We start from the raw sequence: 24,416 nt of genomic DNA on the forward strand, positions 1-24,416 counted from the left end.
CTGTTAACCCTTCATGGATTTCAACAGGGTCAGCAAGTCCCCTGCGATCACGCTGGGCTCTGTCCCGTATTGTGAGAACAGTCGCACTGCGCCGCTGGTGTCGAACACGTATTTTCCCGCTGAGTGGTCCATGGTGTAAGAGGTGGGCGTGGGGCCTTCCACCTTGTTGTAGTGAATTTTGAAACTCTCCGCCACGGCTTTGAGTTCTTGCGGCTCGGGGCGCAATGCGAGAAACGTCGGATCAAAGTTCGCCATGTACGCGTTCAGCAGTGGCGGCGTATCTCGCTCTGGGTCCACGGTGATGAACAGCACCTGCAAGTGCTGCCCTTGGTCACCCATCAGGCGCTTGACTTCAGCCAGGGTTGTCATGGAGGTCGGGCACACATCAGGACACTGCGTGAAGCCAAAAAACACCACGACCACTTTCCCCCGGAAATCCGCCAGTGTGCGCAAGCGGCCGGTGTGGTCGGTCAGTTTCAGACCTTGCGCAAAAGAGGCACCCGTGATGTCGGTGCTCTTGAAAGAGGGGGCCTGGGGTGAACATCCGACCAGCACTGTGCCCGCTGCAAGCCACGTAGCGGTACATGCCAGCGCGCTGCGGCGGGTCAAATGGTTGAAAGAAATGGGTGGTTTCATTTCTTCGCCTTGGCCACTTCTTCTGCCACCAGTGCCGTGAGCTGGTCGGGGCCAAAACTCGGCAGGTTGCGGCCATTGACAAAAAAAGTCGGCGTCTTGGTGACCTGCAGTGCGGTGAGGTCTTCGATGTCTTGCTGCAACAAGGATTGCATGCTCGGCTTCTCAATGTCCTTTCTTGCCTGCTCAAGGTCCAGACCGGCTTGCTCGGCCACCTTGAAGGCGTTTTCAATGTTGGGCTGGCCGTGGTCGGCCCATGCTGGCTGTGCGGCCAGCACCGCTTCAAGCACCGTTTGGTATTTGCCCTGGCTCTTGGCCGACTCCAGAAGCTTGACCACCTGATCCGAGCCCTGGTGGAAGGGCGCATATCGGATCACGAGTTTCACGTCCTGGGGGTACTTGGCCATCAGGTCCTTGACGAGGGGATAGAACGCGCGGCATGTCTCGCAGGCTGGATCAAAAAACTCGACGATGGTGACGGGTGCAGCTTGTGGGCCAAACACCGGCGAGTGCATGCGAACCAGGCGGGTTTGTTCTGCCTTCACCTGGACTTCCTGGGCGTTCTGCACACGCTTCTGGTAGGCGTTCATGCCGAGGTAGAAGAACAGGGCAACGATGGCCATCAGACCGATGACAGTGAATTTTTTGGCGTTCATGCGCGGGTCTTTCTCAGGTAAACAAAAAGCAGAATGGTGATGGTGATGAAGGCAGCAAGAGACAACCAGGGGATAGGGATGCCGCCCAAAATTTCAAGCCGCTGTTCGCTGCACGAGGGGCCTGCGCCGCACGGTACCCACCACTTGGGCACCCACCCGGCCACCAAGGCCGCGTGGTAGGCGGCCATGGCTGCGCCGCCCAGTGCCAGCGGCAGCGCGTAGACGGCGCCCCGACGGTCATCCGCGAACGCCGCCATGCCCAGGATGAGCGCCAACGGAAACATGAAAATGCGTTGATACCAGCAGAGCAGGCAGGGCGTCATGCCCATGACCTCGCCTAAAAAAAGCGCGCTGGCTGTCGCGATCAGAGCGATTACCCAAGCGGCCACTATCCACATCCAACCCTTTTTCATCAGTGCAACTCCTCGGGTGCTTTGGACTTCGGTTGGCGCGGCGGTGCTTTCAACGATGCGATGCACCAGACCAGCGCAGCGCACACGATGAAGATATCGGCAAGGTTGAAGGCAGGCCAGTGAACGGCACGCCAGTGAAAATCGAGAAAGTCCATCACGGCACCGATCTGGATGCGGTCCACGAGGTTGCCGCTGCCGCCACCCGCCACGAAGGCGCCTACCCACCTGTCCAGCGGTTCGACTTGCCGGGACAGACACATCGCCGAGACGGCTCCAACCACCAGCACTGACACGCCGATAAAGAACCAGCGTTGCCAACCACCCGCATCCGCGAGGAACGAGAAGGCCGCCCCGGTGTTGAGCACATGCACGAAGTTGAACCACTCGGTCACCGTGACCGATTCTCCGAGTGCCAGAGTGTTTGAGAAAAATGACTTGGTCGCCTGGTCCAAGATCAAGAGGAGCGCGACGGCGGCGAGCCAGGTCCATCGCGGGTGTCGCTGGGTCCAGCGAACAGTCATGTGAAGTCCTTCCAAAACGATCCAGGGAGGCCGCCGTCAAAGACAGCGGCCAGCAAACTCAGTGGATCGGGGAAGTCGCGCGCCGCTCAGCGCATCATGCAGATGTGGGCTGCCCCGAACCGGTCGGAGCGTGCCACTGGGGGCGGTAGGGTTGCTCATCCCAGGTGGGCATGGCACGTGGGTCGAGAGGGGCTATCTGTTCGGCGCCAGTGGGTTCCATCCAGGGCCCATCTGTTGCAGTGATGGTGGCCACGCAATTGGCGTGGCAAGCGCCGCATTCCAGATCAAAACCCCCCGCAGTCGCAACCGCGTTATCAATGCCTTCAGCTGACGACATGTGGCGCTGTAGAAGGTGTGGGGCGTGTGTCCCTTGAGGCGCCGCCATGTGGTCACAGCAGCTTACCTGCGCTGCTGCAGAAAACTGCAGCGGCAGGAGCGTGAGCATCAACATGACGAGAAGGGCGCGCATGCCGCCGATTTTAGTGGACTGGCTGTTTAATGTTCTCGCGCACGGGCGATCAGGACGGCCAGTTCGGGACGCACCGGCAGCGGCTCGAACGCACTCACCGTGGCCCGGCCCGGATTGCCCAGTGGCAGCCGTCCACTCAGGTGGCCCAAAGGCACCAAGGCCAGCCTGAGTACCTGGCCTGCCGCTTCGGACCAGTCTCGGGTGCGCAGCGACAGTCCCAACATAAGCGCGTGAGTCAGAAAATGCGGTTTGATTTGAAGCTGCCCGACCACATGAGCGGCCTCAAGGTACAACCAAGCACGCGCCGTGGAATCAGCGGTCTTTGCCCCATGTACCAGGTGCGCAAAGGTCGCCTCATCGAACGGGCGAGTAGCTTGAGGATCAATAGACCTGCCCATGGCGATCTCCTGAAACAGAGTTTTTACCGATTACTTCGCGAACTTGCCGCAGTTCCGTGCAGCCGCCATGCAAAAAAAACGCCACGTTGCCGATGGTGTCATTCCATGCGCACTACCGAACGCAACAAATGTGGCGCCACCTTTTGACACTGGAGCCTAAAGTCCGTCGCCAATTCGGTCGTAAGCGCAACATTTCCCATGGTCATTCGGCACTGCAACGCAAGGGTCACGGCGATTGCCGATGTAGCCACCTGCGGCGTTGTCGGTAATTCTCGATGAACACTGTGGCAATTTGAACCTACGCAGGATGGATATCGAGAAACGGTTCTTGCCGGGGTTTTGACCTAGGTCAAGTTCGACGGCCAATTATGACAATTTCGTAATCTTCAGGTCATCTAACGAGACAGCTCGGCCTCCTACAGTCATTGGCAGTGACAGCCCCTTGTCAATTTGCGAACCTGATATCACCAGTTTCGCAACTTGTACCTGTCACGGCTGCTTCGGCAGCGCCCCTTTGTCATCAGGAGAATGCCATGTTCAAGCTGTCCACTGTAGTCGCCGCCGCTTTGTTCTCTTTGGGGTCGATGACCGCCATCGCCCAAACCACCCCGGCTGACCACACCCAACACCATCCTGCGGGCTCCTCGCCCGCAGCGGCTGCTCAAACCCCGACTCCGGCGCCTGCAGCACCGGCTGCTGCGGCTTCAGCTGCGAGCGACCGGATGGCGTCGATGGAGAAGCAAATGCAAGCCATGAAGGCGATGCGGGAAAAACTCGCTGCAGCCAAGACCCCTGAAGAGCGCCGCGCGGTGATGGCCGAGCACATGAAGACTATGCAGGATGGCATGGCCATGATGGACACGATGAAGACCGCTGGTGGCATGGGTGGCATGGGCATGATGGGTGCCCCGGCCACTGCTGGCGCGCCAGCCCAGCCCAATGCCATGGCTCCGGGGATGCCTGCGGGGCAGGGCGGCATGATGCCCATGATGGAGGGCATGCACCAACGCCATCAGATGATGGAGAAGCGCATGGAAATGATGGAATCTATGATGCGCATGATGATGGACCGCATGCAGTGAGACCCGGCCCATGACCTCCAGAAGAGCCTTCCTACACCTTGGTGGCGTCGCTGGTTGGACTCTGCTGAGTTCGCCTTTGCGCACCGCGTGGGCCCAAAGCCAAGACCACACCAGCCATGCGGGGCACGTCCCCACACCTGCGGTGACCCAGGTGGCGTTTCCATCGCCGGTCATTCGCACAGCTGATGCGTTCACCAACCCGCTGTTCGTGCCTGGCAACAGTGGCCTGCTAGGGGTCATGGCAGTACAGGCTCCACTGCGTTTTACCGTGGGCGGCGCCAAGCAGCCAGTGGTCCCGGGCAAGTCCCTAGCCAATCTGTTGGTCTATGGCAGCGAACAAGGTGGTGTCCAACGAGCCAATCCCACCCTGTTGACAAAGAAGGGGCAGGTCGTGGAGGTCGCGCTCAACAACGGGATGCCGGAGCCCACCATCATCCACTGGCATGGCTTGCTGGTCGATGGCAAAACCGATGGCGGCCCGCAACTGTCAATTCCTCAGGGCGGGGAATACCGTTACCGCTTCGAGGTTCGCAACCGCGCGGGCATGTACTGGTACCACCCCCATCCCCACGCCACAGCGGCGCGTCAGGCCTACTCGGGCCTGGCGGGTCTCTTCTTTGTCGACGACGATGAGGAACAGGCGGTCCGAGAGAAGCTCGGGCTCGAGCTCGGGGACAACGACCTTCCGCTTGTCATTCAGGACAAGCGCATCGATGCTGACGGCCAGCTCGTCTACCGCCCGACCGACGAAGAATGGAAGGGCGGCTATCTGGGCAACGAAGTGTTGGTCAACTTGACCGTTGCCCCTCTGCTGAAAGCCACCCCGCGTTGGTACCGGCTGCGCATGCTCAATGGGTCGACCGCTCGGATTTTTAATCTGGCCTTCTTCCACGGTGAGCGCGACCTTCCGTTTGATGTCATCGGCACGGACTCTGGGCTGCTTCGGCGGGCACAGACGGCCAAACGGGCATTCCTGTCACCCGGCGAGCGGCTGGATGTGCTGGTGAACCTGGCCCAGGTTCCTGCGGGCCAGTTCGTCATGCTCAAGAGCTTGGCCTTCGACCCCATGCACCAGGAGGGTGGTCATGCGGGCCACGGGGGCAGCGGTGCGGCCATCAACTGGCCCGATGGCGCGGAGATACCCCTGCTGAAAATCGCTGTGGACGGCGCTGCGGTCTCCACGCCGGCGCCACTCCCCAATGTGCTCTCCCGTTTCGACGACATCAAGGTGTCCAACGCCAAGATTCGGCCCTGGAAGCTGGGGTGGAATGGCAAGGACTGGCTGTTGAACGGCAAGACCTTCCAGATGAGCGAGGTGGCAGCCACCGTCCGCCGCAATGACGTGGAGATTTGGGAGTTGCAAAACGAGAGCCAAGGCATGCCTCACCCGATGCACATCCATGGCTTTGTTTTTCAGGTGGTGAGCCGACAAGACAGTCCGAAGCAGCAAGGCGAGCTGGCCGTTGACCGCACGGGTCGCTCTGCGAGCGACCTTGGCTGGAAAGACACAGTCCTTGTTTGGCCTGGGGAGACGGTCCGAGTGGCCATTGACTTCAATCACCCTCATGCTGGCGCGCAGACGTTCATGTTCCATTGCCACAACCTAGAGCATGAAGACAAGGGAATGATGGTCAATTTCAGGGTGGCCTGACGGTTCATGGATGGCGCAGGCACCACCGCCGCGTCATTCCAAATTACTCAACATTCGCGATTTCAGGAGGCTGCCATGGGCACCGAACACGAGCACGGACAAGACGGAAACCAAAGCGGCAAAGGTAGATGGTCTCCAGGCACCACGGCACTCGCGATGGTGGGCGCCATCGCCGCCTTCTACCTGATTCGTGAACACTGGACACACCTGTCCGGTTGGTGGACTTATTTGTTCCTGCTCGCCTGCCCTTTGATGCACCTCTTTCATGGGCATGGTGGTCACGGAGGTCACGGAGGCCACCATGGCACCGACCCTACAGCACCTACCGGTGAGCGCAAAAAGGAGGACACGCCATGAGCAGTGCTGAGCACGTCCACCCCCACGCCCACGTTCATGGCGAGAGTGACCTGATTTACACCTGCCCGATGCACCCCGAGGTTCAACAAAACCATCCTGGCAGTTGCCCAAAATGTGGCATGACGCTCAAGCCGCAGGGAGAGGTCTCAAGTCATGGGCACCCACCGCCGGCACACGCCCATCATGAGGGCCATGACCACAGCGCTCACTCGGCTGGACATGTCCAGCCCGCTCACGTGCAACGGTCGCCTATTCCGCCACAGACGGCCCCCTCGGCCCCGAACCAAGGTGCCGCCACCGGCACGGAATACACTTGCCCAATGCATCCGGAGGTCCGGCAAGACCATCCCGGAAACTGTCCAAAGTGCGGTATGACCCTGGAGCCGGTCATCCCCGAACTCGACGACTCGGAGAATCCGGAGCTGGTCGACTTCCAGCGTCGTTTCTGGTGGACCTTGCCCCTGACCGTGGTCGTGACCACCCTGGCCATGTTCGGACACCAACTGGGGTGGTTCGATGTGGGCACCCAGACCTGGGTTGAGCTGGTCTTGTCACTGCCCATCGTGCTCTGGGCCGGATGGCCATTTTTTGCACGAGGCTGGCAATCCATCGTCAATCGCAGCCCAAACATGTGGACCCTGATTGGTTTGGGCACCGGCGCGGCATTTCTCTACAGCGTCGTGGCAACCGTGGCACCGCAGGTGTTTCCCGAATCCTTCATCTCCATGGGCCGCATTGGGGTGTATTTCGAAGCTGCGGCCGTCATCATCTCCCTAACGTTGCTAGGCCAGGTCCTTGAACTCAAGGCCAGGTCGCAAACGTCTGCGGCCATCAAATCACTCCTGGGACTGGCTCCAAAGACTGCCCGGCGGATTCGAGACGATGGCACCGAAGAGGACGTGCCACTGACCCACGTCCATGTGGGCGATGTGCTCCGCGTGAGACCCGGCGAAAAAGTGCCCGTCGATGGCGTGGTCACCGAAGGGGTCAGCGCTGTCGATGAGTCCATGCTCACCGGCGAGCCTGTACCTGTGACCAAACGCGTTGGCGACAAGGTCATCGGGGCAACCATGAACACCAACGGCGCCCTGGTCATTCGGTCAGAGCGCGTTGGCTCTGCCACGATGCTGTCCCAGATTGTCCAGATGGTGGCCCAGGCGCAGCGTTCTCGCGCGCCCATGCAGCGCATGGCTGATGTGGTGGCAGGCTACTTTGTGGTCACGGTTGTGGCCATCGCACTGCTCACTTTCTTTGGATGGGGCCTCTTTGGGCCGGAACCCCGATGGGTGTTCGGGCTTATCAATGCGGTCTCGGTGCTCATCATTGCCTGCCCTTGCGCGCTGGGCCTGGCCACACCGATGTCCATCATGGTGGCCACTGGCAAGGGCGCCACCCAAGGCGTGCTGTTCAGAGACGCGGCCGCCATCGAAAACTTAAGAAAGGTCGATACTCTCATCATCGACAAAACCGGCACGCTCACAGAGGGTCGTCCGGCATTTGACCGGGCCGTCGCAGCGCCCGGGGTCACAGAAGAGTTTGTCATTCGCACGGCCGCGAGCCTGGACCAAGGCAGTGAGCACCCCTTGGCTGAGGCCATCGTGTCGGCTGCGCGGGAACGCGGCTACCCCCTGGAGAAGCCCGAGCAATTCGAGTCGGGCACTGGTATCGGGGTACGGGGTGTCGTGGCCGGCGCGTCCGTGGCCTTGGGCAATACCGCCCTCATGGAGCAATTGGGCGTTGATGTGAAGCCGCTGATTCCTCAGGCCGAGGCGCTGCGCCAGGAGGGCGCCAGTGTCATGTACTTGGCAGTGAATGCCGCCTTGAGTGGCCTTTTGGCAGTGTCCGACCCCATAAAGGCCAGCACACCAGAGGCGTTGGCGACGCTCAGGGCTTCAGGCATTCGTATCGTCATGGCCACCGGCGACGGGGTCACAACCGCCAAGGCCGTTGGCGCCCGCCTTCAAATTGACGAGGTGCATGGAGAGGTCAAGCCCGCCGATAAACTGCGACTCGTCGAAAAGCTGCAAGCCGAAGGTCGGGTCGTCGCCATGGCCGGTGATGGCATCAACGATGCTCCGGCCCTGGCGAAGGCAGATGTCGGCATCGCGATGGGCACGGGCACGGACGTGGCCATGAACAGTGCGCAGGTGACCTTGGTCAAAGGTGACCTTCGGGGTATCTCGACCGCCCGCTCACTTTCCGAGGCTACCGTGGGCAACATGAAACAAAACCTCGTCTTCGCCTTTCTCTACAACGCACTCGGCATACCCGTGGCGGCAGGCATTTTGTTTCCGTTCACCGGCTGGCTTCTGTCGCCCTTGATTGCGGCACTCGCCATGAGCTTGAGCTCAGCATCTGTCATTGGCAATGCACTTCGGTTGAGGTAACCCACGATGGCCGTTGAGTCAGCAGCGCGCCACGGACTGCGGTTGTTGGCGCTTCAATGCATGGCAGAAGACATCTTTGAAAAACCCGAAGCTGCCTCTGCATGGCTGAGCTGTGGACACCCAATGCTGGAAGGCAAAGCCCCGCTTGATTGGGCAAAGTCCGCGTACGGTACGGAGCGAGTCAAAGAGATTCTGATTGCACTCAAACACGGCGGCGCGGTTTGACGCCGCCCCTTGCTCTCCGAGCCAGAGCACCAAGGCCCTACCTACCAAAAGCCCCTCCGACTCGCTTGCGCAAATAGGGTTCCGAGCATTTCCAGTGTCTCGGGTTCTGTCGATAGTTGCCTAGTTCGAGGTGACACTTCATGGAGGCCGCCAGCCACCTCGTGCGCGCGCTTGACCACCTGCTCCAATAAGCTTGTCCGAGGCAGTAGCACATAGTGCACCTCGCAATCCATCCCGTCAGCGAGGCGCATGAGGGTTTTCAGGGTGATCGAAGCATCCGCCTCTGCCTGTTCCAGCTTGCGTACGCCCTGCGCGGTCATGCCCAGGCGGTCACCAAGAGCTTTCGAACTCATGCCCAACGCCAACCGGACGGTCTTGGCCCAACCGCACCGAGGTGTGGCGTGGAGCCGCAGTTTGGCGAACTCGCAGAACTGGCGGTCCAGTTCTGCCAAGCGGGTGAGGTTCAAGCGGGTTTTCAAGGTAGTTTGTGACTTGAGGGGAATGACAACAGGAGAGTTGCTTGAAGGGAAGAACTTGGCAACCAGGTACTTTCTATTGGTCGATGGGCGGCTTGCAGGCCGTTTTCGCCCCAGTAGGGGGAGCTATCCTCGCCACCCTTGATCTTAATGGGACCAAATAGTCCCGAAACTACCTGAAGTACCAACTCATGCTGCGCGTTGATAGAGCTACCCTAGTACCGTTTGGAGAAGAAGAGCTTCGAGCCTTGATCAGTAAGCGCACGGCGAATCCATGTTGACCGCTGCCGACAGCCCCGTCTGATGATCAGATTTCAGAGGGTCGCCAGCGGTGCGGCAAGAGCTCGTCGATGCGGCTGGCCTTGTGTGTGGGCAGCCGGGTCAGCACATCCTTCAGGTAAGCATAGGGGTCGTGCCCGTTCATGCGAGCCGACTGGATCAGGCTCATGACGGCCGCTGCCCTCTGGCCCGCGCGCAGGCTGCCGGCAAACAACCAGTTGTTGCGGCCGATGGCAATGGGCCGGATCTGGTTCTCGATCCAGTTGTTGTCCACCGGCAGCTGCCCGTCACCCGCGAACCGGGTCAGCGCATCCCAGCGCCGCAGGCTGTAATCCAGCGCCTTGGCGGTTGCCGATCCGTCGGGCACCTGGCGCCGTTGCCGCGTCATCCAGTCATGCAAGGCGTCCAGGATCGGCCGGGTCTGCTGCTGCCGAACGGTTTGCCGTTGCTCGGTGCCCAGCGCTTTGACTTCGCGCTCGATCTCATAGACACGGGCGAACTGCTGCAGGGCAAACTCAGCGATCTGGCTCTGGTTCGCTGCATGCAGATCGAAGAACTTGCGCCTGGCATGGGCCAGACAGCCCACCTCGGTCACCCCGCTGGCGATCAGGGCCTTGTAGCCACTGAAATCGTCACAGGTCAGGCTGCCCTTCCAGGCCTTGTTGGTGCCATGGCCCAGGAAGCGCCGGGCATGTTCGCCCGAGCGGCTTTCGCAGAAGTCGTAGACCACGGCTTTGAGGTTCTCGAACGCCCCAGGGGCATAGGCCCAGAGGTAGGCGCGGTGCGTCTTGCCCTCGCCGGGCTTGAGCATCGCCACCGGCGTTTCATCCGCATGCAGCACCCGGTGCTTGAGTATCTCGACCTTGAGGGCATCCACCAGCGGCTGCAGCCGCACGCCGCAGGTGCCCACCCACTGCGCCAGCGTCGAGCGCGGGATAGCCAGGCCGGCGCGCCCGAAGATCACCTCCTGCCGGTACAAGGGCAGGTGATCGGCGTACTTGGCCACCAGCACCTGGGCCAGCAGGCCGGTGGTGGGGATGCCTTTGTCGATGACGTGGGCCTCGACCGGTGCCTGTTGAATGGTTTCGCACCGGGCGCAGGCCCACTTGCCACGGATGTGACGCTCGACGCTGAAGACACCAGGCACATAGTCCAGCTTCTCGGCCACGTCTTCGCCCACGCGTTTCATCTGGCAGCCGCAACCGGGCGTACGGCAGGTGGTGGACGCGGGTTCGTGGCGAATCTCGCAGCGCGGCAGGTTCGCCGGCAGGGGCAGCCGCTTGGCTTGTTTCTTCTCGGGGGTGACCGGTGTTTGCGTCTGCGCCAGCGCCAGCGCGTCGATCTCGCTGGCCACGGCCGCCAGGTCCGCTTCGATCTCGTCTTCGAGCAGGCTCTTCTGCTCAGGGTTGAAGCGCTCTGACTGAGCCGCAAACTTCATGCGCTTCAAGAGCGCGTTCTCGTGCGTGAGCTTGTCGATCAGGGTCTGCTTGAAGGCCAGTTCCTGGTCCTTGGCGGCAGCGGCCTGCAGCATGGACAGCAGAGCCGAGCGCAGTTGCTCGGCACTCAGGCTCTCCAGGTATTGCGGCTCTACCAACATGGACGTGACTGTGCCAGCGCCGCTGTGCTCACGCCATTGGCACATGCACCGATTGGCAGGCTGCAGGCCAGCGCTCAGCTTCAAAGCACGGTGATCACACCACCGTCGGCCAGGCGCTGCCAGGGCAGGCCCAGCACCAGGGCATCGAACTGCGAGCGGTTGAGCGAGGCGGTCAATGCCCCCTCACGCGGCCAGACGAACTTGCCGCTGTTCAGGCGCCGCGCTGCCAGCCACACCCCGATGCCATCGTGCACCAGCACCTTCAGGCGGTTGGCGCGTCGGTTGGCAAATAGGTAGGCTTGGTGCGGGCGCGCTGCGCCGAAGACAGGCCACTACGCGGGACAGGGCCGACTCCGTGCGGGCGCGCATGTCCACCAGTGGCTCGGTGGCCGCCCACAGGGCGTCGATGCGGATCACTTGAGCAAGTCCCGCATCCAGGCTGCACAGCGCTCGGCTGCGCTGACCGGCCAGGTCAGCGACACGCTTGTGGCACCACGGCGCAACTCAATGCGGATGTCTGGCGCCGGCGCGCAGCTGGGTGCAGATAATTCCACCGGCACGAAGGTCGGGGCTTGCACATCTGTGCTCGGGGCATGGGCCAGTCGGCGCCACTTGTGCACGACGTTGGCGTTGATGCCATGCGAAAGAACCACACTGGCCACCGAGGCACCGCGCTGGGCACACTCGGCCAGTATCTGCCGCTTGAGTTCGGCGCTGTACTACCGGCGGGTCTTGGTCTTGGCTTCAGTCATGGTGTCCACCTATTTCGTTTGGTGGACACCAATGCCGCCAACCTCAAGGGTGGGGTGACCGCGCGCTTACTTATAAAGGCCATAAGAGCGGGATACCCAGGCCCTCCCATCGGCGGGGCATGCGCGCCAGCACGCGAGGCACCTCACTTGACAGGTGGCCATCCTCACGGCCGTCGCTCGCGGGTCTCGCAACAGCTTCATCACGGTGCTTCCCTCGGTTCCGAGCGCGGCCACCATCGGCGCTGCTCTTGGTCCTCTCTTGAAGCCGGACGCAGTGCTCGTGTTCTGTCCCGACTCAGCCAGCGCCTACAAGACCGCCGGGAAGGCGCTAGGGGTCGTGGTGCGGCAGATTCCGCGCGGTACGCACAAGCTGGGGCCGTACCACATCCAGAACGTCAACGCCCTCCACAGCCGCATCAAGGAGGGGCTCCGCCCCTTCCATGGAGTGGCCACCAAGAACCTGCCGCTCTACTTGGCGTGGTTTCGATTATTCGACTGCACCGGAGGCGCCGCAAAGCCGCGCCAGCTGTTGCTCGACGCCATCGGAGTGCCGCTCATCAAGTCAGATTTGTGACAGAGCCATTTTGTTTGGTGGACACCATCGTTGCCGCTTATGCCATCGCCCTCGAGGGTGGGATGACCGCGCGCTTGCAGATCATAGGCCGGGAGGCAGCACAAAGCCGCCCATTTGGCCAATATGAAGATGGGGGTTGCACTGGCGCTGCGGGGCCAAGTTGCCTCCCCACTTGCCTCCCGCGGTCCGAGAGTTGGTCCCAATAATGAATTTGACCGGGCAGCACGTCGCAGCTCACAAACCTCAAAAGGACACCATGACCATGACCGACACGTCGATCACCGCCACCACCACCATCGCCCAGATGCTTGCGCTGCGCCAGGCTGATTTGGGCGCCTCCGATCACACCATCGCCGAAGCCATGGGCTACCCCAGCGGCACGGTGGTGACCTTGATCAAGGAGGGCCGCATGCGCTTGCCCATCAACAAGGCAAATCCGTTCGCTGACGCGCTGGACATCGAACCGGGCCTGGTGATGCGCGCCATCCTGCGCGAGATGGACCCGTCTGTGCTTACGGCGATCGAGCAGTGCCTGTCGCCCCTGGCCCTCAGCCCGGGCGAGGCTCGCCTGATCAACCGCCTGCGCCAGTCCTCCCAGGGGCGTGACATCACCCCGGTGATGTTCGAGAAAGACGCCATCGTGGCACTGGTGTTGGCCGCCTGATGCAGGAGTGACGCAGATGACCACCACCAACACCCAAATGACCGAGCCCCTGGGCCTGCTGATCGCACAAGCGCAAGAGGCGAGACAACTCCGCGACGAAGAGATGATCGTGAAACTGGGCTATGCCGGTCGCACGACCCTGGACCTGGTGCGCAGCGGGCTGCTGTACCCCACCCTCCGCACCCTGCCCATCATCGCCGACGCGCTGGAGATCACCAGCCTGGACGCTCTGAAAATCTTCTATACCGATCTCGCCAGGGAGACGGTGACCCACATGGAGCAGGTGCTCGGCCATGATGCGCTGACCGAGAACGAGCGGTTCGCCGCAAATTGCTACCGTTCGGCCATGAAGACTGGGGGCATCGGCATCCGGGGCGATACGGGCGAGGCAGTAGTGGTGGTCCTGCCGGCGAAACCAACGGAGGAAGAGCTCTCGAAGATGGCGGCGAGGTCAGAGTCAACCGCAGGTGATGGCAGCGGCCCTGGGGGCAACCGTTGACTTGATATACGGCTGCACGGCTTGATAGCGATAGGACGCCGCACGCGTGGCGTCCCGTGCTAGATGTGCCACCCGTCCGAGGGGTGGCGCATACCTTGTACCCCCTATGCCAAACGGCGTCCGAGCGTGGCCCCTGGCGCCGTTTTTCCTGTCTGGCCCAGAGAAGTGCTTACAGGGCGCCATAATCCGCCCCTTTTTTGGTCAAACCCAATCGATGACTGCGCCGACACAAGAACGAGCGGAACAACTCGCCATTGAGATCTACCAAGCGGCCTCGCCGGTCCTACACATCTACGGGATTGGGGGTAAACGGTGGCACCGTAATGTATCCCCAGACGACCCACGATACGGCCCATGGCTTCAGGGCCGGTATCGAATCCTCGATAGTGCCCTTTGGGCAGACCGTGCGCCATGTGTTTACCTGGTCGCCGAGGCCCGAGAACAACGGATACGCTATGTCGGCATGTCCAAGAACCGTATGCGTGATCGATGGCGGGAATCGCCGGCAATTGACCACGATACTGGCGAGCAAATCGCGCATCAACTGTTCCACAGCCAGTGCTGGCGCCAAATTGAGACAGAGTTTTCTCAACGTGGTGCCTTGGAGTACGAGGTTCGGTGCCTGTCAGGTGCGCAGATCGGGATTGCGCTGCGCCGCCTTGGACAACCCTTGTCAGATCTTGCCGATGCCAATGTCGACGCGGAGAGCCAGGCCGCAGCGATCGAGCGCTGGATATGCAGCAACAGCAGCGCTACCTTGGTGCCCTGGAACATGGCGATGACCAGTTACAAGCGTGCGGGGCGATGAATAGAGGCGTTGAATGCCACACATGGGTTGCCGGGGCCGACGCGCATTTATCAAGTCGATGCTGCTCTTGCTCTGAGTCGCCGGTGCGCATCAGATGCGGGCTCAATCCGAACCACGACGCGTCCCCCGACTGCTTCGGCATAACGCTGCACAGTACGCAGGGACGGTGGCCGTTTGCCGCTTTCCAATCGAGCAACCACGCTCTGTGTGGTACCCATCTTCTCGGCAACCTCACCTTGGGTCATCCTTGCCCGCGCGCGGACTTCAATCAATTGCCGGGCTATTTCAAACTCGTCAGCGAGTGCGTCGTAGGCCTGGCGGGTCTTGGTATCGGCCAGCAATTCGGTTTTCAGTGTCGCGAGCGTTTTCATTGGTGTAACTCCAACCGTTTCAGGGCGATGTCAATGGCTCGGCGCGGCGTTGTCTGGGTCTGCTTCACGAAGACATGCAGGACCAGCAAGCCTCGTCCTTGTACGGCTGCATACACCGCACGGGAAATACCATCGCGTCCCTGCATGCGCATCTCCCATAGCTTGCTCTAAAGTGGTCGCACGTGAGGCAACCCCACCTTCTGCAGGCCAAACGCCTCCAACAACTCGGCGATGTGCAGAAATCGAGCCTTCATGTCTGCGGGAAGGCCGATGGCAGGCGCAGGGTGTAGTTCAACCGTCCAAACGGTTGCATCATAGCCTTTTTGCGATATTTAGGCTGTCGTATGGATCGGCTGTGCATTTGCATGTGGCCTTTCAAAACTGATCCCGGCTTGCTCCAGTACCCAGGCCTCAATGCGTTCGTGATGAATGCGTAGCAAGTCCAGCGGGCGGACGGTGTAATGTTTTTCGGCAGTGGCCGTTGGCTTGTGCCCCATGATTTGTGCTACCACGCCGGCAGGGCATTCAAGCCACTCAGTCAGACTCTTAAACGAGCGACGTAGATCATGCAGGCTCAGGTGGCTGATGCCTGCTGTCCGGCAGGCTTGCGCGTGAGAACTGCCTGGATCGGTAATGTGTCCTGAGGCACTGGTTTGCACGATCATTTCTGCCGTCGCATTTTTTCCCTGGGCCAGAGCCCGACGCTCACGCCGCTTGATGTTTTTCGGGTCTGCAGCGAGATATCTTGTGCTGGCGAAGACCCAGCCGTTGCGGCGTGGAAGGGTCGAGATGAGTTGGTGAACGAACGGCGTAAGTGGTATGACTCGATCACCTTCGACCTTGTCGCGGAGCGTGATGCTGCGCCAGCGGAAATTGATGTCCTCCCATCGCATCATCAAGGTCTCGGTAGGTCTTGCGCCCGTTAGCAACATTATTTGAAGGTAGGCTGCAACGGTGGGATTCCTCAATCCGCGGACAGCCGCAAACCAAGCGGGCAACTGTTCTCGCAGCAGGGCGCCGGTCTTGGGCTTGGCTCTCCCCAGTGCCTCGCGTGACTTGCGCGTACCCGCAGCATTTCTGGCCGGCATGAGGTGGGTGTATTGAGGTTGCTCCGCGCACCAGTTGAGAAAGACCTTGAGCAATCGCCAAGCAAGCCGAGCAGACGTTGGGCGCGTTTTTGCTTGTTCTGCAGCCCATGCCTCAACCGTGGACGCATCAAGATCGCGAAGCGTTTTATTCATCAGAGGGTATAGCGGCATGTCGATGGTCACACCACGACCATGTGTACCCCTGATCGCTTTTGCTCCTCCCGGTCTGGCCAACCTCAGGTGATCCTTGTAGTGGAGATCGCCCCAATGTGCTCGCCGCACTTCGACGTAGACCGACCAAATCTCGCCAACGGTCAGCGCGGAAACTTTGTCCGCTTCTTCCTGTGCCGCGGCAGCTTCTTTTTTGGCGAGGCGGTCTGCCAGTTGTTGTCGAACTTGTTCGCGGGGATCAACGCCAGCATCCAACATAACCGCCAACCGGCGCGCTTCACTGCGTGCCTGGTCGATCGTCCAGGACTTGACGTCCCCGATAGTGATTCGAACTGTGTCCCGGTTGAGCTTGGACTCGAAGACAAAGGATTTGGCGCCAGTGTTGGTGACGCGGACCCGGAGGCCGGGGGCCTCGCTGTCACGGAGGAATGCCTGTGCTTTGACGTCAGTCCTACAGGTCAACCGCTCGATGATGCCGTTGGTCAGGTTCACCCGCTCGGCAAGGTTGACTGGATCAGTCTTTTTTGGTCGCGACATAAGGAGGTTTCGGGTGAAGAGCTGAACAGTCGCTGTGTAGCCGCTGTGTAGCCGCTGTGTAGCCAATTTCTCTCCATTATGTCAAATTCAAATCAACGTCCTGATCCGGATATATTTGATAAGTATTTGATTTTAAATGGAATTGTCAACGTGAATCAACGGTGGAGAATGCTATTTTTTGGGGACTCATAATCCTTTGGTCGTAGGTTCAAGTCCTACACGGCCTACCATTTCGATGTCGCCCCCCAGGCCAGCCTTGTCCGCTGGCCTTTTGTTTTTCTGGCCGCGTTGCCTGCTACAACTTGTCCAGGGCCAGTGCCGGCTGGCCTGCGGCCTCCAGCTGCCGCGTGCTCGACGCCACCAGGTCCGCATCGTTGCAAGGCGTGTAGACACGCACGGCTGCCGTCTTGCCTTTGACCACCACATCGGCCAGTGGCCTGAGCAGCGGGGCGTCGTGGCCCAGCAGGGCGGCGGTGCTGGCCGACAGCAATATGCCCGTGCCAAAGGCTTTGTTGGCCCCTTCCAGACGCGCGGCCAGGTTCACCGTGTCGCCGATGGCGGTGTACGAAAAACGGGTTTCCGAGCCGATGTTGCCCACCACCGCCGGCCCGCTGTGGATGCCGATGCGCATGCCAATCGGGGGCAGCCCTTGGGCTTGCAACCGCGTCACCATGGCCGCCATGGCCTGCTGCATTTCGATGGCCGCGTCCACCGCGTGGCGGGCGTGGTCGGGCACCGGCAGGGGGGCGCCCCAGAAGGCCATCACCGCGTCGCCGATGAACTTGTCCACCGTGCCGTGGTGGCGGTGGACGATGGCGGTCATGGTGTTGAAGTACTCGGTCAGCACGGCCACCGTGTGTTGTGGGTCCAGCCGTTCGGCCAAGGTGGTGAAGCTGGCGAGGTCGGTGAACATCACCGTGAGTTCGCGCGTTTCGCCACCCAGGCGCATCAGCTCGGGGTGGGCCACCAGTTCGCTCACCACCTCAGGCGGCACGTACTGCGCAAACATCTGGCGGATGTGGCGGGCGCGCCGCCGCGTGGCCACAAAACCCCAGACGGCACTGACCCCATAGGCGGCACCCAGCATGGCCAGCAGCGGCGCGGGCGATGCCCAGTGGCCGCCTTGTGCAAACGCTGCGTAAGACAGACCCACGCCAGCGGCGGCGGCGCTGGCCGTGCCCACCGCCACCAGGCCCGGGTGCATGCGTAGGGCGAAAGCGGCCAGCAGCAGGCTGAAAAGTCCACCCGCACCCAGCGTCCACCAGGGCGAGGCCGACACCAGGCCGTTGCCCAACAGGCGGTTGGCCAGCAGGTGGGCGTGCAGCTCGACCCCGGGCATGAGGCGGTCGCTGCCGTCCAGCCAGGCAAAGGGCGAGTTGAACATGTCGGCCTGGCTGGCGGTCAGCTCGGTGGCGGTGCGCAGCGATCGGCCCACGAGCACCAGCTTGTTTTTGAAGAAGCCCGGTGGCAGCAGGCCGGGCGTGATGGTCTGGTAGTAGGAGCGCGTGTCGATGCCACCGCGTGGGCCGTTGTAGCGAATCCAGTCGGCCGCTGAGGCGGGTGCACCTTGCGCGGCCGCCAAACGGGCCGACAGGCTGTCGGGGTCGGCCGGTGCGCGGCGGACCACAAAATCGGCATCGGGTGAGACGCCGGCCTGGCCCGCCACGGCGCCGGCGTCGAGCAGGCGCTGCAGTGGCGTCACCTCGGTCCACAAGGTGGTCTGGCCGGTGTCCAGCCGTTCGCGTGTGGCCGCCAGCACCACAGCGGGCGTGCCACCGGGCTGGCGCCAGCGGGCGATGGCGTCGGCCATTGCCTGGTCTTGTGCGGGGTCTCCGGGCTCGGCAAACACCACGTCGAAGGCCACCGCGCGGGCGCCGTCTTCGCGCAGCCGGTCGATCAGCGCCGCGTGCCATTGGCGCGGAAAAGGCCAGGTCTGCTGCAGCTCTTGGAAGCTGGGCTCGTCGATGGCCAGCACCACGATGGGCAGGTCGTTGTGGTGTGGCGCGCTCAGCACCGTGAAGGCGTCGAAAAAGGGACGGTCGGCCGCCTCGCCCAGCGGGCTCCACCACCACACCGCCGCCAGCGCCGCCGCCAGCCACACCAGCAAGGCGTGGCCCAGGTCGCGCGTGCGGCGCGACAGCTCAGAAACGAAGGCGCGCATCCACCACGTAACGTTGGGTTGTGCGCGCCGATTTGGGTGCGAAGAGGTTGAGCGCAGCCACCCCCACCAGCCAGCGTTTGTCGGGCGACTCCCACAGGCCCATCAGGTCCATGCCCCAGCCCGAGGGCAGGGTGGTGAGGTTGCGGTCGTCCTCGAAACGCTTGCCACGCCACACCACGCGGCCGCTGAGGTACATGCGCTGGCCGCCGCTCCAGGTGGCGCCCAACACCAGGGTATTGCGTGGCACGTAGGGAATGCGCAATGTGTGGATAGGCGGCGCTTCGTCACTCAGACGGCTGCTGCCCAGCGCATGCACCCAGCGCGCGTAGGCCGACCACTGGCGGCTCAGCATGCGGCTGGCGCCCAACGAGAGGCGGTGCAACCGACCTTGTTCGAAGTCGGGATCGTCTTCGAGGATGTCGTTGGCCGAGAGGTTGTCGAGCTGCTGGTTGCGCAGCTCATCCAAAAAAGGCAGGCTGGGTGTGCGCAGGTCCACGCCCAGGGTGCCGGGGTTGTGCACGCGTTGGGTGTCGGCACGCAGCAACAAAAAGCTGCGCTCGTCGGGGCTGAAGCCCAGCTGCACGGTGGTGCTGCGGCTGCGGCCACCCGCTTGCACCAGGCGGTCGTCCACCGCCAGCCCGGCGGTTTCCACCGGGGCCAGGGTGTTCACGCTGATGGGGCGTTGCCAGTCCTGGTAGGCCATCCGCAGGCTCATGCCGGGTGACGGCACCCAGGCCACGCCCAGCCGTGGCGTCCAGGTGCGCCGGGTCTGGTCGATGTTGACGTCGTCGCCGCCCACCACGTTGCTACCCAACAGGACCACACTGTTCTGGCCTTGTGTGCGCTCGCGCAGGCGGTTGTGGGCCAGTGCCGCGTCCATGCGCCAGGCGCTGTCGATCTGGTGTTGCCAGCCCGCGTGCAGCACCTGCAGCCGGCGTTCGATGTGGTTGGTGCCGCCGAAGGCCAGTACATCGCTGGTGGTTTGGCCGCCCTGAGTGGCGTACACCGGGCCGAGCGCAAAGGCCTCGCTGCGTTGCGATTCACGCCCGGTCTCCAGGCCCAGCGTCAGGCGGCTGCGTTCGCTCCACTCCAGGGTGTGGCGCAGTTGCACGTCGCTCAGGCGTTTGGTGGGGTTGGCAAAAAAACCCAGCACACCAAAAAAGTCCTGCTCGGAGAACGCGACAGGGTAGTTGCGCAGGTCGGTGCGTTCGCTGCTGCGGCCCAGCTTGAGCCAGCTCTGTGCCGTGGGCGACCATTTCCACGAGGCGCCCAGCACGCCCTGGCCGAAGCGGTGGTCGAAGTCCGAGCCGCTGCTGATGCCCTCGAAGTCCAGCACCTGGTTGTGGCCGCGCAAGGCCACGTCAAAGCGGTTGCCGTAGATGAACAGGTTGAGCTGTTCGGTGGGTTGCAGGCCCAGCCCCAGGGTGCCCACCGTGGCGCGCACGTCGGCGGTGCCGGAGGGATCGACGAAGGCGGGCAGCCCGGACACCCCGACATCGATCGGGAAGCGGTCGCCCTTCACCGTTTGTAATTTGCCAAACAGGGCGATGGGAAAGCGCTCGTTGAACAGGCCGTTGGCGGCGGCGTAGGGCGACTGGAGTCGGGCGAACTCGTGGTCGACGTTGACGCCCACGGTGCCGTAGGCACCCGCGCGTTGCAGCAAGCTGGAGAAACCCGGGCTGGCGCCAAAGGCCAGCGGGTCGGTGAGAAAACCCTGGAACAGCCGTGAGTTTTTGTTGAACTCGCCCGCGTAGCGGTCGGCTAGGAAGAGGTGGCTGCCGCCCCAGTAGGGGTAGTCGCTCTGGTGGGCCAGCTCCACTGCCCAGTCTTCCAGGCCAAAGAAGGCCAGCGAGGCGCCGAAGTTGGCGCTGCCTTGCTGGTTGTTGGCCACCTGGTTGAGCGACTTGAGGTAGGGCAGGCGGGCCACGGCGGCGCGTGCGGCCTGCACGGCGGCGTCGGCCTCGAACAAGTCGGTGTGGATCTGCGCCAGCAGCAGGTGGGGCACCGGGTCCTTGTCATCGAGTTCGACGGCGCGTTGCAAGGCGGCGCGGGCATCGGTGTGGCGCCCGAGTTGGTAGTAGGCCACCGCCGTGTAGCTGGCGGCGCGGCTGTAGCGGGGTTCCATCACGCCGGCGCGCAGCAGGGCATCCAGGGCCTCCGCCGGGCGCCCTTGTTTCAGGCGCAACAGACCCAGGCCGGTCTGCGCCACATAGTCGCCGGGGTTGGCTTGCAGCGCTTCCTGAAACAGTTGTTCGGCTGGCGCGATGCGGTTGGCCTGGGCCTCCACCGTGGCGAGTTCGCCCACGGCGCCAGTGCTTTGCCGGTCCAGCGACAAGGCTTTGGCCAGCGCCGCACGCGCCTTCGCCAGGTCCTCGCGTTCGCCTTGTGCGCTGCCCAATGCTTGCCAGCCACGCGGGTCGGTGGGCGCGGCTTGGGCTGCGCGCTCAAAGGCGCTCAAGGTGCCGGTCACCGCGCCTTGGCGGCGGGCCAGATCACCCTGGGCCAGCCAGTGGCTGGTGCTGTCGCTGCGGCGCGGGCGTTGCAGCGTGGCCTGGGCTTGGTCAAGCTGATCGGCGAGCAACTGTGTCCTGGCAAGCATGGCCAGCAGGTCGGGATCGCTGGGGTGGCGGGCCAGGCCGGCCTCCAACGTGCGGCCGGCGGCGTCGGCTTCGCCATTCACCAGCTGCAGGTCGGCCAGCAGCAGGTGGGCGGCGGCGGGGGCTTGTGGGTCGAGCAGCGCACGGCGCAAGGCTTCGCTGGCTGGGGCCATGCGGCCGGCCTGTGTGTGGTCGGCGGCACGCAAGACGTCGGTCCAGGCGTCGGTGTCGCTGCCCAGTGCGGCTTGTACGGCTGTGCTGTCGCCACGCTGCAGGGCTTGCCAGGCCTTCTGCAGACGTGCGGGCACGGCGCTGCCATCGAGATGACGCAGCGGCTGGGCGGTCAGCGCCTGCACCCACTGCACGCGCTCGCGCGGGTTGCTCAACTGCAGCCTCACCGGGGCCTTGCCCACCTCGGCAATGGCGGCCTCGTTGCGGCCCACGTCCAGGCTGCCCAGCGCGTTCGACAAGGTGACGGTGCCCGACAACACGGTGAGTTGGGTGCGGCCATCGGAGCCCACGTCAAGCTCCCAGTCGGTGCCGCGGATGGCGGCGGTGGCGGCCGGTGTTTCCACCGTCAGCGGTCCGCCTGCGCCCACGTTGCGCGTTTGGGCCCAGGCGCGGCCCTGGCCCAGCGACAGGCGCGTGGCGGCGCCCTGGCTGGCGACAGACTTCACCTGCAGCACGGTGTTCTGGTTCAGGCGTATCTGCGTCTGGTCTGCCAGCAGCAGCGCCATGCGGGCCGACTCGCGGGTCCGCACAAAACCGCCGGGTGCCACTTGCTGGCGGGCTTGCGCTGCCTCCCAGTTCTGGGTTTCGGTGGCGCGGCGGTCGCCCGGGCCTTGCAGGTGGAGGATTTCGGCGTCCTGTGCCCACGTTGTGGTGGTGCACAGGCACAGGAAAGTGGCCAGGGCCAGGGGGGTCAGCCGGCTGGGTTTGGGCATGGGGGCTTCCTCAAACGGTGACACAATGTTAATGCGCCGAATCGGTGTCGCGTAGGATTTCAAATATTGTGAATTCTCTGGGTCAAAAGAGACGGGGCACGTTGTGATGGAAACCACAGACACCTTGCTGCGGCGTTTTGAGCAGCTCAACGACGTGGGCACCGCGCTGTCGCAGGAGCGGCGCATCGACCATTTGCTCGAACGTATCCTGCTCGCGGCCAAGACCATCACCCGCGCCGAGGGTGGCACCTTGTACCGGCTCACGCCGGACGAACAAAGCTTGCGCTTCGAAATCGTGCACAACGACCGGCTGGGCATTGCGCTGGGTGGCGCCAGTGGCCAGCCCATTTCGGGCAAGTTCCACGATCTGCCGCTGCGCCTGCCAGATGGCGCGCCCAACCACCACATGGTGGCCGCCTACGCCGCCAACACGGGACGCACCGTCAACGTGCCCGACGCCTACGAAGCGGAGGGATTCGACTTTGCGGGCACGCGCCGATTCGACGAAAGCACCGGCTACCGTTCCCGGTCGTTTCTGACCGTGCCCATGAAAAACCACGAGGGCGATCTGATCGGCGTGTTGCAGTTGCTCAACGCGCTCGATCCCGCCTCGAGCGAGGTGCTGGCTTTCACCCCCGCCGACCAGCGCCTGGCCGAGTCCCTGGCCTCGCAGGCGGCGGTGGCGCTCACCAACCAGCAGTTGCTGGCGCAACTCGAGGCGCTGTTCGAATCCTTCATTGGCCTGATCAACGCCGCCATCGACGAAAAATCGCCCTACACCGGCGGGCACTGCCAGCGTGTGCCCGAGCTCACCATGATGCTGGCCGAGGCGGTGAACACCACCACCACCGGCCCGCTGGGCGAGGTGCGGATGACGGAGAAAGACTTCCACGAGCTGCGCATCGCCGCCCTGCTGCACGACTGCGGCAAGGTCACCACCCCCGTGCACGTGGTGGACAAGGCCACCAAACTTCAGACCATCCACGACCGCATCCACGAGATCGATGTGCGCTTCGAACTGGTCAAACGCGAGGCCGAACTCAAGCACTGGCGGGCCGTGGCCACGAGCCAGTCACCCGCCGGTGGCGATGCCCAGTTGGCCCAGTTTCTGGAGCAGTGCGACGTGGACCGCGCGTTTTTGCGTCGCGCCAACGTGGGCGGTGAACGCATGAGCGACGATGACATGGCGCGGGTGCGGCACATCGGACAGGCCTACACCTGGGGCGATGGCAATGGCACCCAACGCCCCTTGCTCAGTGCCGACGAGATGGACAACCTCTGCGTGCGCGCGGGCACGCTCACTGCCGCCGAGCGCGAGGTCATCAACCAGCACATCAGCACCACCATCCGCATGCTGGAACAACTGCCCTGGCCCAAACACCTGGTGCGTGTGCCCGAGTACGCGGGCGGCCACCACGAGCGCATGGACGGCAAGGGCTACCCCAAGGGTTTGAAGCGCGATGAAATGAGCTGGCAGGCCCGCATGATGGGCATTGCCGACATCTTCGAGGCGCTGACCGCAGCCGATCGGCCGTACAAAAAGGCCATGCCTTTGTCGCAGGCACTGGCCATCATGCGCAACTTCAAGGAAGGCGGGCACATCGACCCCGACCTCTTTGACGTGTTTGTGGACAAGCAGGTGTACCGCCGATACGCCCAGGCCTTTTTGGCCCCTGCCCAGATCGATTGCTGAGGGCCTCAGTCTTTGGGTTTGTCGTCGCTGTCGGGAATGACGGCATCGGCCACGGCGCCCACCGCCTTGGCCGTCACCTTCACGCCCGTGGCCACCACGGTCACCGCGGCGTCGGCCACCGCAATCACCGCACAGCCTTGCAGGGCCATACCCGCCAAGAGACACAGCACCCACGGGCGCTTGAACGAAGACTGGGCAGGGCAGGCAAGAGGCATGCTCGGCAATGTACCACCGCGTTTTTTCACGAAATGTGAGGGGGCTGGTCAAAAGCCAAAAAACAGTGCTACAATGCAAGGCTTCAGCGGCTGTAGCTCAGTTGGATAGAGTACTTGGCTACGAACCAAGGGGTCGTGGGTTCGAATCCTGCCAGCCGCACCAAACGATACCCCCTCAGATAGCAATATCTGAGGGGT

The 24,416-nt window shown here is 62.7% G+C and carries 22 protein-coding genes, 1 tRNA gene and 3 pseudogenes; 11 read left to right on the top strand and 15 right to left on the bottom strand.

Annotation, left to right across the window (positions count from 1 at the left end; all coding sequences use genetic code 11):
- Positions 1–3 precede the first annotated feature (3 nt).
- The 5 genes from ACFQU0_RS02985 to ACFQU0_RS03005 form a co-directional block, all read right to left on the bottom strand.
- A complete protein-coding gene (locus ACFQU0_RS02985; protein WP_382198635.1) occupies positions 4–636 on the bottom strand; it encodes an SCO family protein in 633 nt (210 codons plus the stop codon).
- Entirely contained in the window at positions 633–1,289 is a 657-nt protein-coding gene (locus ACFQU0_RS02990; RefSeq protein ID WP_382198636.1) for a DsbA family protein, read from the bottom strand. The genes ACFQU0_RS02985 and ACFQU0_RS02990 overlap by 4 nt, the downstream gene beginning before the upstream one ends.
- Entirely contained in the window at positions 1,286–1,702 is a 417-nt protein-coding gene (locus ACFQU0_RS02995) for a disulfide bond formation protein B (protein ID WP_382198637.1), read from the bottom strand. Before ACFQU0_RS02995 ends, ACFQU0_RS02990 begins: the two co-directional genes overlap by 4 nt.
- A complete protein-coding gene (gene lspA / locus ACFQU0_RS03000; protein ID WP_382198638.1) occupies positions 1,702–2,223 on the bottom strand; it encodes a signal peptidase II in 522 nt (173 codons plus the stop codon). The genes ACFQU0_RS02995 and lspA overlap by 1 nt, the downstream gene beginning before the upstream one ends.
- A 495-nt stretch (positions 2,224–2,718) precedes the next feature.
- A complete protein-coding gene (locus tag ACFQU0_RS03005; protein WP_382198639.1) occupies positions 2,719–3,090 on the bottom strand; it encodes a DUF3703 domain-containing protein in 372 nt (123 codons plus the stop codon).
- A 533-nt stretch (positions 3,091–3,623) separates the two neighbouring features.
- Between ACFQU0_RS03005 and ACFQU0_RS03010 the strand changes: the two genes are divergently transcribed.
- The 5 genes from ACFQU0_RS03010 (at position 3,624) to ACFQU0_RS03030 (ending at position 8,792) form a co-directional block, all read left to right on the top strand.
- Positions 3,624–4,172, top strand: a complete 549-nt coding sequence (locus ACFQU0_RS03010; RefSeq protein ID WP_305597955.1) for a hypothetical protein — start codon at positions 3,624–3,626, stop codon at positions 4,170–4,172.
- Positions 4,173–4,182: 10 nt separating this feature from the next.
- Positions 4,183–5,823: a multicopper oxidase family protein gene (locus ACFQU0_RS03015; protein ID WP_382198640.1), complete on the top strand. Its 1,641-nt coding sequence runs from the start codon at positions 4,183–4,185 to the stop codon at positions 5,821–5,823.
- Positions 5,824–5,898: 75 nt separating this feature from the next.
- On the top strand, positions 5,899–6,180 hold the full coding sequence (locus ACFQU0_RS03020; protein WP_465262184.1) for a DUF2933 domain-containing protein: 282 nt from the start codon (positions 5,899–5,901) through the stop codon (positions 6,178–6,180).
- The gene (locus ACFQU0_RS03025; RefSeq protein WP_465262185.1) at positions 6,177–8,567 is read left to right on the top strand and encodes a copper-transporting P-type ATPase; all 2,391 of its coding nucleotides are present in this window, start codon (positions 6,177–6,179) and stop codon (positions 8,565–8,567) included. Before ACFQU0_RS03020 ends, ACFQU0_RS03025 begins: the two co-directional genes overlap by 4 nt.
- Positions 8,568–8,627: 60 nt before the next feature.
- Positions 8,628–8,792: an antitoxin Xre/MbcA/ParS toxin-binding domain-containing protein gene (locus ACFQU0_RS03030; protein ID WP_382198641.1), complete on the top strand. Its 165-nt coding sequence runs from the start codon at positions 8,628–8,630 to the stop codon at positions 8,790–8,792.
- 41 nt (positions 8,793–8,833) lie between these two features.
- Here ACFQU0_RS03030 and ACFQU0_RS03035 read toward each other — a convergent pair whose 3' ends face one another.
- The 4 genes and pseudogenes from ACFQU0_RS03035 to ACFQU0_RS21850 all read right to left on the bottom strand — a co-directional run.
- Complete coding sequence (locus ACFQU0_RS03035; RefSeq protein ID WP_382198642.1) at positions 8,834–9,259, bottom strand: helix-turn-helix domain-containing protein; 426 nt, start codon at positions 9,257–9,259, stop codon at positions 8,834–8,836.
- A gap of 316 nt (positions 9,260–9,575) precedes the next feature.
- Positions 9,576–11,144 carry an IS66 family transposase gene (gene tnpC, locus ACFQU0_RS03040; protein ID WP_382198643.1) on the bottom strand — a complete coding sequence of 523 codons (1,569 nt, stop codon included), beginning with the start codon at positions 11,142–11,144 and terminating at the stop codon, positions 9,576–9,578.
- A gap of 80 nt (positions 11,145–11,224) precedes the next feature.
- Positions 11,225–11,443: pseudogene (gene tnpB / locus ACFQU0_RS03045) on the bottom strand (IS66 family insertion sequence element accessory protein TnpB); the annotation flags it as partial.
- Between the two features lie 114 nt (positions 11,444–11,557).
- Positions 11,558–11,851 (bottom strand): annotated as a pseudogene (locus ACFQU0_RS21850) (transposase); the annotation flags it as partial.
- Positions 11,852–11,964: 113 nt separating this feature from the next.
- Here ACFQU0_RS21850 and ACFQU0_RS03060 point away from each other — a divergent pair.
- From ACFQU0_RS03060 to ACFQU0_RS03075, 4 genes and pseudogenes are all read left to right on the top strand, one after another.
- Positions 11,965–12,470: pseudogene (locus ACFQU0_RS03060) on the top strand (IS1595 family transposase); the annotation flags it as partial.
- A 262-nt stretch (positions 12,471–12,732) separates the two neighbouring features.
- The gene (locus ACFQU0_RS03065; RefSeq protein ID WP_382198645.1) at positions 12,733–13,134 is read left to right on the top strand and encodes a hypothetical protein; all 402 of its coding nucleotides are present in this window, start codon (positions 12,733–12,735) and stop codon (positions 13,132–13,134) included.
- A 16-nt stretch (positions 13,135–13,150) separates the two neighbouring features.
- The gene (locus ACFQU0_RS03070) at positions 13,151–13,633 is read left to right on the top strand and encodes a hypothetical protein (protein ID WP_382198646.1); all 483 of its coding nucleotides are present in this window, start codon (positions 13,151–13,153) and stop codon (positions 13,631–13,633) included.
- A 463-nt stretch (positions 13,634–14,096) separates the two neighbouring features.
- Positions 14,097–14,441, top strand: coding sequence for a hypothetical protein (locus tag ACFQU0_RS03075; protein ID WP_382198647.1), 345 nt, complete (start codon positions 14,097–14,099; stop codon positions 14,439–14,441).
- A 50-nt stretch (positions 14,442–14,491) separates the two neighbouring features.
- Here ACFQU0_RS03075 and ACFQU0_RS03080 read toward each other — a convergent pair whose 3' ends face one another.
- The 5 genes from ACFQU0_RS03080 to ACFQU0_RS03100 form a co-directional block, all read right to left on the bottom strand.
- Entirely contained in the window at positions 14,492–14,812 is a 321-nt protein-coding gene (locus ACFQU0_RS03080; protein ID WP_382198648.1) for a helix-turn-helix transcriptional regulator, read from the bottom strand.
- On the bottom strand, positions 14,809–14,964 hold the full coding sequence (locus ACFQU0_RS03085) for a type II toxin-antitoxin system RelE/ParE family toxin (protein ID WP_382198649.1): 156 nt from the start codon (positions 14,962–14,964) through the stop codon (positions 14,809–14,811). The genes ACFQU0_RS03080 and ACFQU0_RS03085 overlap by 4 nt, the downstream gene beginning before the upstream one ends.
- Positions 14,965–15,144: 180 nt before the next feature.
- Positions 15,145–16,608 carry a tyrosine-type recombinase/integrase gene (locus ACFQU0_RS03090; protein WP_382198650.1) on the bottom strand — a complete coding sequence of 488 codons (1,464 nt, stop codon included), beginning with the start codon at positions 16,606–16,608 and terminating at the stop codon, positions 15,145–15,147.
- Positions 16,609–16,903: 295 nt separating this feature from the next.
- The gene (locus tag ACFQU0_RS03095; protein WP_382198651.1) at positions 16,904–18,769 is read right to left on the bottom strand and encodes a CHASE2 domain-containing protein; all 1,866 of its coding nucleotides are present in this window, start codon (positions 18,767–18,769) and stop codon (positions 16,904–16,906) included.
- Positions 18,750–22,310 (bottom strand): tetratricopeptide repeat protein, encoded by a 3,561-nt coding sequence (locus tag ACFQU0_RS03100; protein WP_382198652.1) that lies wholly within the window; start codon positions 22,308–22,310, stop codon positions 18,750–18,752. The genes ACFQU0_RS03095 and ACFQU0_RS03100 overlap by 20 nt, the downstream gene beginning before the upstream one ends.
- Positions 22,311–22,416: 106 nt before the next feature.
- Between ACFQU0_RS03100 and ACFQU0_RS03105 the strand changes: the two genes are divergently transcribed.
- On the top strand, positions 22,417–24,003 hold the full coding sequence (locus ACFQU0_RS03105; protein ID WP_382198653.1) for an HD domain-containing phosphohydrolase: 1,587 nt from the start codon (positions 22,417–22,419) through the stop codon (positions 24,001–24,003).
- Between the two features lie 5 nt (positions 24,004–24,008).
- Here the strand turns inward: ACFQU0_RS03105 and ACFQU0_RS03110 are convergent, their stop codons facing one another.
- A complete protein-coding gene (locus ACFQU0_RS03110) occupies positions 24,009–24,218 on the bottom strand; it encodes an NF038104 family lipoprotein (RefSeq protein WP_382198654.1) in 210 nt (69 codons plus the stop codon).
- Between the two features lie 86 nt (positions 24,219–24,304).
- Here ACFQU0_RS03110 and ACFQU0_RS03115 point away from each other — a divergent pair.
- Positions 24,305–24,381 (top strand) — tRNA-Arg (locus ACFQU0_RS03115).
- Positions 24,382–24,416 lie beyond the last annotated feature (35 nt).

It is taken from the genome of Hydrogenophaga defluvii (assembly GCF_042665235.1).
Taxonomy (GTDB): Bacteria; Pseudomonadota; Gammaproteobacteria; order Burkholderiales; family Burkholderiaceae_C; genus Hydrogenophaga; species Hydrogenophaga defluvii_A.